This is a genomic window from Burkholderia cepacia ATCC 25416 (genome assembly GCF_001411495.1).
Lineage (GTDB): Bacteria > Pseudomonadota > Gammaproteobacteria > Burkholderiales > Burkholderiaceae > Burkholderia > Burkholderia cepacia.
Window position 1 is genome coordinate 1,554,777 of record NZ_CP012981.1, and the last position, 14,038, is coordinate 1,568,814.

Consider the following 14,038-nt stretch of genomic DNA (forward strand, 5'->3'; position numbering starts at 1 on the left):
CGGCCGGCGGTCGCTATCGGACGCGCCGCGCTGGACGAAGCCGCGCAGGCGCGTACGCCGTCGAGCGTTCGCCTGCGCGCCGCACGCTTACGCGCCGGACTTGCCCGTCGCGCCGGCGTCGCCGCCCGGCGCCGGATTGGCCGGGCACGGCACGACCGGCGCGGCGGCCGTCTTGCCGCCGGCCGCGGGTGCCGCGGCAGCCGATGCGCCACGGCGCGCGGCCATGGCACGCACGCCGGCCGCGGCTTGCGTGGCGATCACGTCGAGCGCGCGCCGGTGGCCGGCGACGAGTGCGTCGTAGCCGTCGGCGACCGGTTCGGCGACGCTCGTGCGGCAGGTCATCACGGCCTGCGTGGCGAGCGAGCGCACGCTCCACACCGCATCGACCGCCGCCCGTTTGCCCGGCCACGACTCGAAGCGCTGCACGTTCACGCTGATGCGATACACGGGCACGCCGGGCGGATACGCGGAATTCGCGACGTCGATCGTGCCGAGCCGCGCGGCGAGATCGTCCGACAGCGCGCGGCGGATCTCGTCGGCGGGCGGCGACGCCCAGCGTTCCTGCTCGAGCACGTCGACCTGCGCGGCGTTCTTCTGCACGACCAGCTGGTTCTTCGCGACCTGCTCGGGCACGCCGACGGACGGCACCTCGATCAGGAACGCCGGGTTGGCCGGCGCGGTGCGCAGCGGCGCCGCGGCGTCGGCCGGGCTGAGCGTGTAGAACCGCGCGGGCGGCGAGCTGCACGCGGCGAGCGCGAGGGCGGCGGCAACCGCCGCAGCACCGCTCGCGAAACCGTTCACGCGTGTCGTCATGGTTGATCTCCTGGCTTGCCCTTGAGCAGCGATTCGGGGTGACGCTCGAGGTAGTCGGCGAGCGCGTTCAGCGATTGCAGCGTGCGCGTGAGTTCCTTCAGCGCGCCGCGCACGTCGGACTGCAGCGGCGAATCCTGCTGCAGCGTCGCTTCGGCGGTCGAGAAGGTCTGCTTCGCGGCCGACAGCGTGTCGCGCGCTTCCGGCGCGACCTGCGTGTCGAGCTGCTTGAACAGCTTGTCGGCGTTCGCGAGCGCGCTGTTCAGGTTCGCGCCGATCTGGTCGAACGGCACCTTGTCGAGCTTCTTCGCGATGTCGGCGACCTGCAACTGCAGCTCGTCGAGCGTGTTCGGCACGGTCGGCAGCTCGAGCGGCTGGCGGGCCGTGTCGATCTTCACGGCCGGCGCCTTCGGGAAGAAGTCGAGCGCGACGTACAGCTGGCTCGTCAGCAGGTTGCCGGTGCGCAACTGGCCGCGCAGCCCGTGCTGGACGAGCCGCTCGACGATCTCGCGGCGGGCCGGTTCGCCCTTGCTCTCGATCGTTTCGCGGAAGCGCCGGCCGAGGCGTTCCGGATAGATGTTCATCGTCACCGGCATCAGGAAGTTCTTCGTCTTCGGATCGAAGTCGATACCGATGTTCGTCACTTCGCCGAGCACGATGCCGCGGAAGTCGACCGTCGCGCCGACGGCGAGCCCGCGCAGCGACTGGTTGAAGTTCATCACGACCTGCAGCGGCTGGCCGTCCGGGTCGCGCATCGCGTCGCCCTCGTCGGACGCGAGGCGGAACGTCGTGTTGTTCGGCGCGGTCGTGCCGGAGCCCTGGTTCGGCGGCGTCTGGAACGCGATGCCGCCGAGGATCACCGTCGCGAGCGACTGCGTGTTCAGCTTCAGGCCGCTCGAATCGAGCCGCAGGTCGACGCCGCTCGCCTGCCACCAGCGCGAGTTGATGCCGACGTACTGGTCGTACGGCGCATTGACGAACACGTTGAACGTGACGCCCGTGCCGTCCTTGTCGAGCGAGAAGCCGACCACCTGGCCGACCTGCACGCGGCGGTAGTAGACCGGCGAGCCGATGTCGACCGAGCCGAGCGAATCGCCGCGCAGCACGTACTGCGTGCCTTTCTGGTCGCCCGTGACGGCCGGTGGCGTCTCGAGGCCCGTGAAATCGGTCAGCGTGTCCTGACCGCGGCCGGCGTCGACGCCGATGTACGCGCCCGACAGCAGCGTGCCGAGCCCCGACACGCCGGTCGCGCCGACGCGCGGCCGCACGATCCAGAAGCGCGAGCCCTTGACCGCGAAGTCCTCGGCTTCCTTCTTGAGCTGCACCTGGACGAGCACGCGCGACAGGTCTTTCGACAGCTTGATCGTCTTGACCATGCCGATCTCGACGTCCTTGTACTTGACCTGGGTCTTGCCGGGCTCGAGCCCTTCGGCGCTATGGAAGCTGATCGTGATTTCCGGGCCGCGTTCGCGCACGGACTTGATCACGAGGCCGATGCCGATCAGCGCGGCGATCAGCGGCACGAGCCAGACGAGCGACGGCAGCCAGCCGCTTTTCGTCGAGATCGTCGGATCGGGCGGCCGGGGCGCGTCGTGCTGCGGGCCTTGTGGACTATTCATGGTGATTCCCTGAGGTTTCGACTGGATCCCAGATCAGGCGGGGATCGAACTGCATCGACGCGAGCATCGTCAGGATCACGACGGAACCGAACGCGAGTGCGCCGGGGCCGGCCGTGATGACGGCGAGCGAACGGAAATGGACGAGCGCGACGGTCAGCGTCACGACGAAGATGTCGAGCATCGACCAGCGGCCGATGCGCTCGACGATCCGGAACAGCCGCGTGCGCTGCTGCGGCCGCCATGCGGTGCGGCGCTGCGCGCTGATCACGAGGATCAGCAATACGCCGAGCTTGAGCATCGGCACGAGGATGCTCGCGACGAACACGACGACGGCGAGCGGCCAGTCGCCCGACACCCAGAAATAGATGACGCCGCTCATGATCGTGTCTTCCTGCGAGCCGACGATCGACGCGGTGCGCATGATCGGCAGCAGGTTCGCCGGAATGTACAGGATCGCGGCCGCGAGCAGCAGCGCCCACGTGCGCATCAGGCTGTTCGGCGTGCGGAAATGGAGCGCGCTGCCGCAGCGCGCGCAATGCGCGTGCGGATGGTCGAGCGTCTGCACGAGCCCGCACGTGTGGCAGCTGACGTAGCCCTCGCGGGCGGCGGTCGGGATCGTCATCGGCGGGCGGCTTCCGGCAACGGGGGTGCGTCGGGCTGCCCGGGCGAGCGCCCGGCGCGCAGGTCGTCGACGATGTCCCACAGCGTGCGCGGATCGAACATCAGCACTACGGCGATCATCAGCGTGAGCGCGGCGAACGCGAACAGCGCGGCTTCCGGCACGACGCGCGCGAGGCTCACCATCTTGACGATCGTGACGAGGATCCCGAGCATGAATACCTCGATCATCCCCCACGGCCGCACCATCTCGATCGCGCGTAGCACGAGGTTGAAACCGGGCGGCACGACCCCGCGGCGGATCGGCAGCAGCAGGTACAGCAGCGCGGCCATCTCGACGAGCGGGAACAGCACGGTCGAGCAGAACACCATCACGCCGACGATCGCCATGTCCTGGCGCCACAGCGAGTCGATCGCGCCGATCAGCGTGGTCTGCACGCGGTTGCCGTTCACGTCCATTTCGAGGATCGGGAACGCCTGGGCAATCGTGAACGTGATCAGTGCCGCGAGCGCGAGCGCGCAGATCCGCTCGATCTGCGCCGCGCTGTTGCGATAAAGCAGCGCGTCGCAGCGCGGGCAACGCGCGATTTCGCGGCCGCTCAGGCGCGGTTTGTGCAACAGTGCGTCGCACTCGTGACAGGCAATCAGGTCGTATCGTTGCATGGAAAAGGCAGTTGTGCGACGGCCGGGGACACGCGTCGACGGGGCCGGAACCCGCGCCAATCTTACCAAAAGGGCCTTTTCGGCGTGTCAAGGATCGTGCGGTTTGTGACCGGCCGGTAACATGACGGGAAGCTGTCGGCCGGCTGACATGCCTGTCCTCAGAGTCCGCGCGCGTCAAAAGGTTGCGGTAGCATGGCGCCCTTGACAAGCGTCGGACGAATGGCCGGCGCGGCTGTTCGCTGAACTGAGGAATCCAGGATGGTATCGAAATCGCCGCCGGCCGTGCCGGCACGTTATGCGCATACCGCGATCGCGCTGCACTGGCTGATCGCGCTGCTGATCATCTGCGGCTTCGCGCTCGGCTGGGTGATGACCGACATCCCCGGCTTCACGCCGACCAAGCTGAAGTACTTCTCGTGGCACAAGTGGATCGGCGTGACGGTGTTCGCGCTGGCCGTCATCCGCGTGCTGTGGCGGGCGACCCACGTGCCGCCGCCGCTGCCGGCCGATACGCCGGCGTGGCAGCGCGTGGTATCGCACGGCGTGCACATGCTGCTGTACGTGCTGATGATCGTGATCCCCGTGACGGGCTACCTGTACAGCTCGGCCTCGAACATCCCGGTCGTCTACCTGGGCATCGTGCCGCTGCCGCGCCTGATCGACCCCGATCCGGTGCTGAAGGAAACCTTCAAGACGCTCCACGTGTCCTTGAATTACATTCTGCTTGCGCTCGTCGCGATGCACGTGCTCGCGGCGCTCAAGCACCAGTTGTTGGACCGCGACGGCCTGCTGTCGCGGATGCTTCCCTTTGCCAAATGAAGGATCCCATGAAAGTGTCTTTCTCCCGCTCCATGCTGACCGCGCTCGCCGCGGTGTCACTTGTCGCGTCGGGCGCGGCGCACGCCGATGTCGATCTCGCGAAGAGCAAGGTGTCTGCCGTATCGAAGCAGATGAACGTGCCGACCGAAGGCGCGTTCAAGAAGTTTTCCGCGCAGGTGAAGTTCGATCCGGCGAAGGCCGCGCAGGGCAGCGCCCAGATGACGATCGACGTCGCGAGCTATGACCTCGGCGACAAGATGTACAACGACCAGGTCGCCGGCAAGGACTGGTTCGACGCGAAGGCTTTCCCGCAGGCGACGTTCGTGTCGTCGGCGATCGCACCGGCCGGCGGCAACAAGTACAACGTGACCGGCAAGCTGACGATCAAGGGCAAGGCCGAAACCGTCACGGTGCCCGTCACGGTCACGCAGAACGGCGCGACGCAGACGTTCGACGGCGTGCTGCCGATCAAGCGTTCGGCCTTCAACGTCGGCACCGGCGAATGGAAGGACACGTCGGTCGTCGCGGACGAAGTGCAGATCAAGTTCCATCTCGTCGCCACGAAGTAAGCGGCGAACCATCGCATCACCCGAATGCCGCGCGAGGGCGCGGCGCCGTTCCAAGGAGAAAGAGTTGAAAAAGCATCTGATGATCGCCGCGGGCGCACTGGCTGCCACGCTGTCGTTCTCGGCATTCGCCGACAGCGCAACCTACCAGTTCGATCCGTCCCACACGTACCCGAGCTTCGAGGCCGACCACTTCGGCGGCCTGTCGGTCTGGCGCGGCAAGTTCGACAAGTCGAGCGGCACCGTGACGCTCGATCGCGCGGCGAAGACGGGTACGGTCGACGTGACGACCGACATCGCGTCGATCCACACCGGCAGCGCGAAGCTCGACGAGCACCTGCAGACGAACGAATTCTTCGACGTCGCGAAGTTCCCGCAGGCGAACTACAAGGGCACGATCAAGTTCGACGGCGACAAGCCGGTGTCGGTGGTCGGCAACCTGACGCTGCATGGCGTCACGAAGCCGTTGACGCTGAAGATCGACTCGTTCAAGTGCATGCCGCATCCGATGCTCAAGCGTGAAGTGTGCGGCGTCGACGCGGTCGGCGAATTCAGCCGCGACGATTTCGGCCTCGACTACGGCAAGCAGTACGGCTTCAAGATGAAGACGAAGCTGCTGATCACGGCCGAAGCCGTCAAGCAGCAGTAATACTGCCAGCCGGGCCGGCCGCCGCGCCGGCCCGTCGCGCGCCAACCGCCGCGTTCCCGTTCCACGGGCGCGGCGGTTTTTTTGCGCGCCTATAATCGCCCGAGCGCCGCTCGCGGCGCCCGGGCGGCGCCGACGGCGCACGCGTGGCCGCGGCCGCCTCGAACAGAACGTACAACGACAAGGAGATCGCCGATGCATGCCGTCACGCAGTCCCGTCCCATTGCCTCGTCGCCGCGCGTGTGGCGCGCGGTGGTCGCCGCGTCGATCGGCAATGCGCTCGAGTGGTTCGATCTCGTCGTCTACGGTTTTTTCGCGGTGACGATCTCGAAGCTGTTCTTCCCGGCCGGCAACGACACCGTGTCGCTGCTGCTCACGCTCGGCACGTTCGGCGTGTCGTTCTTCATGCGCCCGCTCGGCGCGATCGTGCTCGGCGCGTACGCCGACCGCGCGGGCCGCAAGGCCGCGCTCACGCTGTCGATCCTGCTGATGATGGCCGGCACGCTGATCATCGCGGTGCTGCCGACCTACGGGGCGATCGGCGTCGCGGCGCCGGTGATCCTCGTCGCCGCGCGGCTGATGCAGGGCTTCTCGGCCGGCGGCGAATTCGGCAGCGCGACCGCGTTCCTCGCCGAACACGTGCCGGGCCGGCGCGGCTTCTTCGCGAGCTGGCAGGTCGCGAGCCAGGGGCTCACGACGCTGCTCGCCGCCGGCTTCGGCACCGTGCTGAACGCGCAGCTCTCGGCCGAGCAGATGGCGTCGTGGGGCTGGCGCGTGCCGTTCTTCTTCGGCCTGCTGCTCGGGCCGGTCGCGTACTACATCCGCACGAAGGTCGATGAGACGCCCGAATTCCTCGCGGCGGAAGGCACCGCGAACCCGCTGCGGGACACGTTCGCGTCGCACAAGGCGCGTCTCGTCGCCGCGATGGGTGTGGTCGTGCTCGGCACCGTCGCGACCTATCTCGTGCTGTTCATGCCGACCTACGGCGTGAAGCAGCTCGGCCTCGCGCCGTCGGCCGCGTTCGCGGCGATCCTCGTCGTCGGCGTGATCCAGATGGTGTTCGCACCGCTCGTCGGCCACTGGTCGGATACTTACGGCCGCGTGCGCGTGATGATCGCGCCGGCGATCGGCATCCTCGTGCTGATCTATCCGGCATTCGCGTACCTGGTCGCCCATCCGGGCTTCGGCACGCTGATCGCCCTGCAGGTGCTGCTCGCATTCCTGATGACGGGTTACTTCGCGGCGCTGCCGGGTTTGTTGTCCGAAGTGTTCCCGGTGCAGACGCGCACGACCGGGATGTCGCTCGCCTATAACGTCGCGGTGACGATCTTCGGCGGCTTCGGGCCGTTCATCATCGCGTGGCTGATCAAGGCGACCGGGATGAAGACGGCGCCGAGCTTCTACCTGATGTTCGCGGCCGTGCTGAGCCTCGCGGCGCTGGTCGTGCTGCGCCGGCGGTTCGGCTTCCGGTAACGGGGCAGGCGGCGCGCGTCAGTTGCCGGCGCGCTCGCACACGGGCTGCGCGGGCATCAGTTGCGGCTTGGCGTCGACCGTTCGCACGGGGCGCCCCGCGAGCGCGGCAAGGGCCTGCCCGAGCTGCCAGTCGGAGGCCGTGCCGAACTCGCGCTGCGGCAGCGCCGCGCTCTTCGCCGAGTCGATCTTTGCAAGCGCACGCTGCTCGCGCAGCTTCTGCCGCTCCTTGCGCACCTTCGCGAACGGGTCGGGCGCCAGCCGGTCCGCATACGGCGCGCGCGGGAGATCGGCTTCGCGGTACCACAGCAGTACGCCGTCGACGTCCGAGTCGCGGCGCGGCGGCACGAGCCAGTCGGGCACGACGCCGTAGCCGTCCATCGGGCAGCCGTTCGGCCGCAGGTTGCGCGCGAACGTGAAATTCAGGCGCGTACCGTCGATCAGGTCGACGCCCGTCTGCGCGAGCCCCTTTCCGTAGGTCGGCATGCCGAGCAGCTTCGCGCGGCCGAGATCCTTCAGCGCCGCCGCGGTCGCTTCGGCGGCCGACGCGCTCTGTCCGTCGACGAGCACGACGAGCGGCACGGTGTGCCACCAGTCGTCGGCCTGCAACGGCGCGAGCGGATCCTGTCCGTGCATGACCGGCAACGCGTAATCGGGCCAGTTGGTCGTGTAGCGGCGACGGTTGGCGTCGCCGCGCTCGACCGTCACCATCGCGGTGCGATCTCGGCCCGCGTACAGCGCGGTGATGCCGATCGCCGCATTGAGCGCGCCGCCGCCGTTGATGCGCAGGTCCAGGATCACGCCTTGCACGGGCGGCCCCGCGCGGCGTGCGGCCTGCACCGCGTCGATGTAGGCGCCGACGGCGGGTTCCGGAAAGCTCGACAGCCGCGTGTACAGGATGTCGCCGGCGAGCCGTTTCGCGGTCGCAGGGTGCGGCTTGAGGATCGTCCGCACGGGCGCGAAGCTCAGCATCGCGTGCGACGGGCCGCGCTGTACCGTGAGCTTCAGCGGCACACCCGCGTCGCCTTTGGCGAGCTTGGTCAGGTCGTCGGCATCGATGCCGACGACGCTCGTATCGTTCATCGCGACGACGAGATCGTCGGGGCGCACGCCGGCCTGTTCCGCGGGCGCGTCGGGAATCACGTCGACGATGTGCAGCCCGTCGGGCCGCGTCTCGAACACGATGCCGATGCCGGGCGTGCCGTCGCGCGCGCGCCGTTCGTCTTCGCGCCGCTCCTGCTCCTCCTTCGCATCGAAGAAACGCGCGTACGGCAGCGTCTTGATTCCCGCGTGGGTCGTGGCGTCGAGCAGCGCGCCGATGTCGACGTCGGTCAGGTGCTGCCGCTTCAGCACTTCCACCGCCGCCTTGAGCTCGCAGATCTGCGGCTCCCAGTCGGGCGGGCAGGGCGAAGGCGGCCGGGCGGTGGCGGGTGAGGCGGATGACGAGGATGAGGCGGCGGGAGCAGAAGCGGGCCGGGCGGGCGCCGGCTGTTGCGCACCGACCGGTGACGCGCACGGCAGGAACGCGGCCGTGGCGGCTGCGCAAACGGCAAGGCGAAGAACGGCACGCGTAGAAGGCATCATCGGGACCGCACGTTGGAACGGAGGGCGAAGGTGCTGTCCCGCCGGCGCACGGCCGGCGGGACGGTCACGATTGTAGCCGACGCGAGTGACCGGGCCGAGCGAGCGGGCTGCGCGTTCCTCGCCGGCGGTACGGGCGAACATACGGGCGAAAAAAAACCGGCCCAACCGGGCCGGCTTTTCGTCCGTGCCGAAGCAGCGTGGCGCTTAAACCTGCGCGCCTGCGTTGGGATCGTCCGGATCGTGCGCGGTCTTCTTTTCCTTGATCAGGTCTTCGCGCTTGATGCCGAGCCACATCGCGAGCGAGCCCGCGACGAACACCGACGAGTAGATGCCGAACATGATGCCGACCGTCAGCGCGAGGGCGAAGTAGTGCAGCGTCGGGCCGCCGAAGAAGAACATCGACAGCACCATCATTTCGGTCGACGTGTGCGTGATGATCGTACGCGACATCGTGGTCGTGATCGCGTGGTTGATCACTTCCTGCACGGTCATCTTGCGTTCGCGGCGGAACGTTTCGCGGATCCGGTCGAAGATGACGACCGACTCGTTGACCGAGTAGCCGAGCACCGCGAGGATGGCCGCGAGCACCGCCAGCGAGAACTCCCACTGGAAGAATGCGAAGAAGCCGAGAATGATCACGACGTCGTGCAGGTTGGCGATGATGCCGGCCACCGCGTACTTCCACTCGAAGCGGAACGACAGGTAGATCACGATGCCGATCACGACGCACGCGAGCGCGAGCAGGCCGTCGGTCGCGAGTTCGCGGCCGACCTGCGGGCCGACGAATTCGACGCGTTGCAGCGTGACGTCCGGGCTCTGTGCCTTCAGCGCGCTCATCACCTGGTCGCTCTGCTGAGCGGACGTGAGGCCTTCCTTCAGCTGCAGCCGGATCAGCACGTTGCGCGACGTGCCGAAGTTCTGCACCTGCGCGTCGACGTAGCCGAGCTTGCCGAGCGTCGCGCGCACGGGTTCGAGTTCGGCGGCCTGCTGGTACTGCACCTCGATCACCGTCCCGCCGGTGAATTCGACGGACAGATGCAGCCCGCGGTGGAACAGGAAGAACACGGCGGCGAGGAACGTGACCAGCGAGATCACGTTGAACACCAGCGCGTGCCGCATGAACGGAATGTCTTTACGGATGCGGAAAAATTCCATGGTCTTCTCCGGGGCCTTATTGGGTCGAGCCCGGTTTCTTCGGCGACACGCTTTGCTGCGCGCGGTTGCGCAGCTGCGGCTTGCCGGTGCGCGGCGCGTTGCCCTTCGCGGGCGCGGCGAGCTTCGCGGCACGCGCGGTGTCGGTCGCATCGTCCGCCTCGGCGAACGGTGCGGCGGCAGCGGCGCCTTCCGGCTTCCACACCTGGCCGATCGCGAGCGACTTCAGCTTCTTGCGGCCGCCGTACCAGAGGTTGACGATCCCGCGCGAGAAGAACACCGCGGAGAACATCGACGTCAGGATACCGAGGCAGTGCACGATCGCGAACGCGCGAACCGGGCCCGAGCCGAACGCGAGCAGCGCGAGGCCGGCGATCAGCGTCGTGACGTTCGAGTCGAGAATCGTCGCCCATGCGTGCGCGTAGCCCGACTGGATCGCGAGCTGCGGCGGCTGGCCGGCGCGCAGTTCTTCACGCACGCGCTCGTTGATCAGCACGTTCGAGTCGATCGCCATACCGAGGGCGAGCGCGATAGCGGCGATACCGGGCAGCGTCAGCGTGGCCTGCATCAGCGACAGCACGGCGACGAGCAGCAGCAGGTTCACCGACAGGCCGATCACCGAGATCACGCCGAACAGCATGTAGTACGCGATCATGAACACGGCGATCGCGCAGAAGCCCCAGATCACCGAGTGGACGCCCATCTTGATGTTGTCGGCGCCGAGGCTCGGGCCGATCGTGCGCTCCTCGATGATGTCCATCGGCGCGGCGAGCGAACCGGCGCGCAGCAGCAGCGCGAGGTCGGCCGCGGCCTGCGGCGTCGGCTGGCCCGTGATCTGGAAGCGGTCGCCGAGCTCCGACTGGATCGTCGCGACCGTCAGCACCTCGCCCTTGCCCTTCTCGAACAGCACCATCGCCATCGGCTTGCCGATGTTCTCGCGCGACACCGCGCGCACCGAGCGGCCGCCCGCCGAATCGAGGCGGATGTTGACCGACGGACGCTGGTGATCGTCGAAACCGGCCGATGCATCGATGATGCGGTCGCCCGTGAAGATCACTTCCTTCTTCAGCAGCACGGGCGCCTGGTTGCCCTGCGTGAACAGTTCTTCGCCCGGCGGCACCGGGTCGTTCGGGTTCGGGTGCGTGTTGATCGGGTCGGCGAGGCGTGCCTCGAGCGTCGCGGTGCGGCCGATGATGTCCTTCGCCTTCGCGGTGTCCTGCACGCCCGGCAGCTCGACGACGATACGGTCGCTGCCCTGCTGCTGCAGGATCGGCTCCGACACGCCGAGTTCGTTCACGCGGTTGTGGAGCGTCGTCAGGTTCTGCTTGAGCGCGGCGTCCTCGACGGACTTCTGCACGGCCGGCGTAAACGTGCCGACGACCTGCGTGCCGCCGCCGCCAGGCTGGGTCGCCCATTGCAGTTCGGTGATCGACAGCGCGAGCACCTTGCGGGCGTCTTCCGCCGTCTGCGCATCGCTGAAATTGACGACCACGGACTGGTCGACGCGGCTCACGCCGCCGTCGCGGATGTTCTTGTCGCGCAGCAGCGTGCGCGCGTCGGACGCGTCGGAATCGAGCTTCTTCGTGAGCGCGCCCGTCATGTCGACCTGGAGCAGGAAGTGGACGCCGCCACGCAGGTCGAGGCCGAGATACATCGGCAGCGCGTGCAGCGCGGTCAGCCAGCGCGGCGACGCGCTCTGCAGGTTCAGCGCGACGACGTACTGGGGATCGTTCGGGTCGGCGTTCAGCGACTTCTGCAGCAGGTCCTTGACGCGCAGCTGCGTATCGGTGTCCTTCAGGCGCACGCGGATGTTCGCGTTGGTCGCCGTGTTCTCGAAGGTGACGTCGTCCGGCGTGATCTGCGCGGCGGCGAGCGCCGATTCGACCTGGGTCAGCGTGGTCGAGTCGAGCTTGACCGTGGCCTTGCCGCTCGACACCTGCACCGCCGGCGCTTCGCCGAAGAAGTTGGGCAATGTGTACAGAAGGCCGATGGCGAGCGCCACGACCATCACGACATATTTCCAGAGTGGATAACGATTCATGAGGGAGCCGAACGGGTGGTTGGCGTGAAAGCGTCGCGTCCGGCGCCGCGGCGGCCCGCTCTCTCAGGCGGGCACGGCGCGGGATGCCGGACGCTCGGTGAAGGGCTTACAGCGACTTGATCGTGCCCTTCGGCAGAATGGTCGTGACCGCGGCCTTCTGCACGGTGATTTCGGTGCCTTCGGCGATCTCGACGCCGATGTAGCCTTCGGTGACCTTCGTCACCTTGCCCACGAGGCCGCCGCTCGTGACGACTTCGTCGCCCTTGGCCATGGCCGCGAGCATGTTGCGGTGCTCCTTCTGACGCTTCATCTGCGGACGGATCATGATGAAGTAGAGCACGGCAAACATCAGGATGAGCGGCAGGAAGCTCATCAGGCTCGATTCGGCGCCACCGGCACCTTGCGCGAACGCGTTGGAAATGAACGGCACGTTGGTCTCTCCGTAGGGGAAGATCGAAAAATAAGCCGGTTATTCTACCACCGGCCCCATGCGCAAACGGCTCGGCAAATGCGCTTTCGGATCAAGCTGTTAAAGCGCGAACCGGTACCGTTGCGACTCGTTTGGAAAGGCAATTGTAATGTTTGGCGGCCGGATTCGACAGTTGGGACGCGTTATTTAGTACTCGTCCTATGTGACGGGCCGCGGCGCGGGCAGCCGGCCCGTCAGTCGACGCCTCTCGCGCGATCCTCCGCGAAGCGCTGGCGGAACGCGTCGAACGTGTGGGTCTCGATCGCGTCGCGGATCTCGCTCATCAGCTGCAGGTAGTAGTGCAGGTTGTGGATCGTGTTGAGCTGCGCGCCGAGGATCTCGCCGACGCGGTGCAGGTGATGCAGGTAGCCGCGCGAGAAGTTCTGGCACGTGTAGCACGAGCAGCTCGCGTCGAGCGGCTTCAGCGAGTTCTTGTGCGTCGCGTTGCGGATCTTCACGTCGCCGAAGCGCGTGAAGAGCCAGCCGTTGCGGGCGTTGCGGGTCGGCATCACGCAGTCGAACATGTCGACGCCGTTCGCGACGCCCTCGACCAGGTCCTCCGGCGTGCCGACACCCATCAGGTAGTGCGGCTTGTTGGCCGGCAGCTTCGGGCCCACGTGGCGCAGCACGCGCATCATGTCTTCCTTCGGTTCGCCGACCGACAGCCCGCCGATCGCGAGGCCGTGGAAGCCGAGTTCCGCGAGGCCCGCGAGCGATTCGTCGCGCAGGTCCTCGAACATGCCGCCCTGGACGATCCCGAACAGCGCGTTCGGGTTGCCGAGCCGGTTGAATTCGTCGAGCGAGCGCTTCGCCCAGCGCAGCGACATGCGCATCGAGTCGGCCGCTTCCTTGTGCGTGGTCGGCACGCCGTTGGTCGCGTACGGCGTGCACTCGTCGAACTGCATCACGACGTCGGAGTTCAGCACCTTCTGGATCTGCATCGACACTTCCGGCGACAGGAACAGCTTGTCGCCGTTGATCGGCGACGCGAACGTGACGCCGTCCTCGGTGATCTTGCGCAGGTCGCCGAGCGAGAACACCTGGAAGCCGCCCGAGTCGGTCAGGATCGGCTTGTTCCAGCCCATGAAGCCGTGCAGGCCGCCGTGCGCGTCGATCGTGTCGAGGCCCGGGCGCAGCCACAGGTGGAACGTGTTGCCGAGAATGATCTGGGCCTTGATCTCGTGCAGCTCGCGCGGCTGGATCGCCTTCACGGTGCCGTACGTGCCGACCGGCATGAAGATCGGCGTCTCGACCACGCCGTGATTGAGCTTCACGCGGCCGCGGCGCGCGTGGCCGTCGGTCGTCAGCAGTTCGAATTCGAGCCCGTTTGCGGGGCGGTCCTGCACGGGGGCGTGCGTATCGTGCGTATCGTGGGATGAACCTTCGGTCATCGCGTCATTCTCCTCGCTACCGGAAAACAGTCCGGCGCATGTTGGAAACGCCGCCGGCAGGCCGGCGGCGGGGAAAAACAGGTGCGCCATCGTAGCGCGTACCGCGGGAAACGGGGCAACCGCGCGGAGACAACCGCGCGGCGTGCGGCAGCGCGAAGCGCAACGGCCGCTGCGCAATCGCGGGCCGCCG

13 protein-coding genes are annotated in these 14,038 nt (G+C 67.4%); 4 read left to right on the top strand and 9 right to left on the bottom strand.

All coding sequences use genetic code 11. The annotated features are described in order from the left end of the window. Nucleotides 1-87: 87 nt before the first annotated feature. The 4 genes from APZ15_RS07135 to APZ15_RS07150 are packed head-to-tail and all read right to left on the bottom strand — an operon-like array spanning nucleotide 88 to nucleotide 3,710. Nucleotides 88-813, bottom strand: coding sequence for a PqiC family protein (locus APZ15_RS07135; RefSeq protein WP_027788345.1), 726 nt, complete (start codon nucleotides 811-813; stop codon nucleotides 88-90). Next, nucleotides 810-2,429 (bottom strand): PqiB family protein, encoded by a 1,620-nt coding sequence (locus APZ15_RS07140; RefSeq protein WP_027788344.1) that lies wholly within the window; start codon nucleotides 2,427-2,429, stop codon nucleotides 810-812. The genes APZ15_RS07135 and APZ15_RS07140 overlap by 4 nt, the downstream gene beginning before the upstream one ends. After that, a complete protein-coding gene (locus tag APZ15_RS07145) occupies nucleotides 2,422-3,051 on the bottom strand; it encodes a paraquat-inducible protein A (RefSeq protein WP_021156371.1) in 630 nt (209 codons plus the stop codon). The genes APZ15_RS07140 and APZ15_RS07145 overlap by 8 nt, the downstream gene beginning before the upstream one ends. Beyond that, complete coding sequence (locus APZ15_RS07150; RefSeq protein WP_027788343.1) at nucleotides 3,048-3,710, bottom strand: paraquat-inducible protein A; 663 nt, start codon at nucleotides 3,708-3,710, stop codon at nucleotides 3,048-3,050. Before APZ15_RS07150 ends, APZ15_RS07145 begins: the two co-directional genes overlap by 4 nt. Nucleotides 3,711-3,968: 258 nt before the next feature. Between APZ15_RS07150 and APZ15_RS07155 the strand changes: the two genes are divergently transcribed. The 4 genes from APZ15_RS07155 to APZ15_RS07170 all read left to right on the top strand — a co-directional run bounded on the left by APZ15_RS07155 (nucleotide 3,969) and on the right by APZ15_RS07170 (nucleotide 7,214). Then, on the top strand, nucleotides 3,969-4,529 hold the full coding sequence (locus APZ15_RS07155) for a cytochrome b (RefSeq protein WP_027788342.1): 561 nt from the start codon (nucleotides 3,969-3,971) through the stop codon (nucleotides 4,527-4,529). 8 nt (nucleotides 4,530-4,537) lie between these two features. Then, nucleotides 4,538-5,098, top strand: a complete 561-nt coding sequence (locus tag APZ15_RS07160; protein WP_027788341.1) for a YceI family protein — start codon at nucleotides 4,538-4,540, stop codon at nucleotides 5,096-5,098. A 64-nt stretch (nucleotides 5,099-5,162) separates the two neighbouring features. Beyond that, nucleotides 5,163-5,744, top strand: a complete 582-nt coding sequence (locus APZ15_RS07165; protein ID WP_027788340.1) for a YceI family protein — start codon at nucleotides 5,163-5,165, stop codon at nucleotides 5,742-5,744. Between the two features lie 192 nt (nucleotides 5,745-5,936). Continuing rightward, on the top strand, nucleotides 5,937-7,214 hold the full coding sequence (locus tag APZ15_RS07170) for an MFS transporter (protein WP_027788339.1): 1,278 nt from the start codon (nucleotides 5,937-5,939) through the stop codon (nucleotides 7,212-7,214). An 18-nt stretch (nucleotides 7,215-7,232) separates the two neighbouring features. Here the strand turns inward: APZ15_RS07170 and APZ15_RS07175 are convergent, their stop codons facing one another. The 5 genes from APZ15_RS07175 to tgt all read right to left on the bottom strand — a co-directional run bounded on the left by APZ15_RS07175 (nucleotide 7,233) and on the right by tgt (nucleotide 13,848). Continuing rightward, nucleotides 7,233-8,795 carry a S41 family peptidase gene (locus tag APZ15_RS07175; RefSeq protein ID WP_027788338.1) on the bottom strand — a complete coding sequence of 521 codons (1,563 nt, stop codon included), beginning with the start codon at nucleotides 8,793-8,795 and terminating at the stop codon, nucleotides 7,233-7,235. Between the two features lie 204 nt (nucleotides 8,796-8,999). After that, on the bottom strand, nucleotides 9,000-9,950 hold the full coding sequence (secF, locus tag APZ15_RS07180) for a protein translocase subunit SecF (RefSeq protein ID WP_027788337.1): 951 nt from the start codon (nucleotides 9,948-9,950) through the stop codon (nucleotides 9,000-9,002). Nucleotides 9,951-9,966: 16 nt separating this feature from the next. Beyond that, nucleotides 9,967-11,988, bottom strand: coding sequence for a protein translocase subunit SecD (gene secD, locus APZ15_RS07185; protein WP_027788336.1), 2,022 nt, complete (start codon nucleotides 11,986-11,988; stop codon nucleotides 9,967-9,969). 106 nt (nucleotides 11,989-12,094) lie between these two features. Beyond that, nucleotides 12,095-12,418 carry a preprotein translocase subunit YajC gene (yajC, locus tag APZ15_RS07190; RefSeq protein WP_006476868.1) on the bottom strand — a complete coding sequence of 108 codons (324 nt, stop codon included), beginning with the start codon at nucleotides 12,416-12,418 and terminating at the stop codon, nucleotides 12,095-12,097. Nucleotides 12,419-12,651: 233 nt separating this feature from the next. Further along, nucleotides 12,652-13,848 carry a tRNA guanosine(34) transglycosylase Tgt gene (tgt, locus tag APZ15_RS07195; RefSeq protein ID WP_027788335.1) on the bottom strand — a complete coding sequence of 399 codons (1,197 nt, stop codon included), beginning with the start codon at nucleotides 13,846-13,848 and terminating at the stop codon, nucleotides 12,652-12,654. Nucleotides 13,849-14,038: the final 190 nt, after the last annotated feature.

Excerpts from the sequence above, each read along its gene's own strand:
- secF (WP_027788337.1), bottom strand. The coding sequence starts at position 9,950 with ATGGAATTTTTCCGCATCCGTAAAGACATTCCGTTCATGCGGCACGCG.
- APZ15_RS07140 (WP_027788344.1), bottom strand. The coding sequence starts at position 2,429 with ATGAATAGTCCACAAGGCCCGCAGCACGACGCGCCCCGGCCGCCCGAT.
- APZ15_RS07145 (WP_021156371.1), bottom strand. The coding sequence starts at position 3,051 with ATGACGATCCCGACCGCCGCCCGCGAGGGCTACGTCAGCTGCCACACG.
- APZ15_RS07155 (WP_027788342.1), top strand. The coding sequence starts at position 3,969 with ATGGTATCGAAATCGCCGCCGGCCGTGCCGGCACGTTATGCGCATACC.
- APZ15_RS07170 (WP_027788339.1), top strand. The coding sequence starts at position 5,937 with ATGCATGCCGTCACGCAGTCCCGTCCCATTGCCTCGTCGCCGCGCGTG.
- tgt (WP_027788335.1), bottom strand. The coding sequence starts at position 13,848 with ATGACCGAAGGTTCATCCCACGATACGCACGATACGCACGCCCCCGTG.
- APZ15_RS07175 (WP_027788338.1), bottom strand. The coding sequence starts at position 8,795 with ATGATGCCTTCTACGCGTGCCGTTCTTCGCCTTGCCGTTTGCGCAGCC.
- secD (WP_027788336.1), bottom strand. The coding sequence starts at position 11,988 with ATGAATCGTTATCCACTCTGGAAATATGTCGTGATGGTCGTGGCGCTC.
- APZ15_RS07135 (WP_027788345.1), bottom strand. The coding sequence starts at position 813 with ATGACGACACGCGTGAACGGTTTCGCGAGCGGTGCTGCGGCGGTTGCC.
- APZ15_RS07150 (WP_027788343.1), bottom strand. The coding sequence starts at position 3,710 with ATGCAACGATACGACCTGATTGCCTGTCACGAGTGCGACGCACTGTTG.
- APZ15_RS07160 (WP_027788341.1), top strand. The coding sequence starts at position 4,538 with ATGAAAGTGTCTTTCTCCCGCTCCATGCTGACCGCGCTCGCCGCGGTG.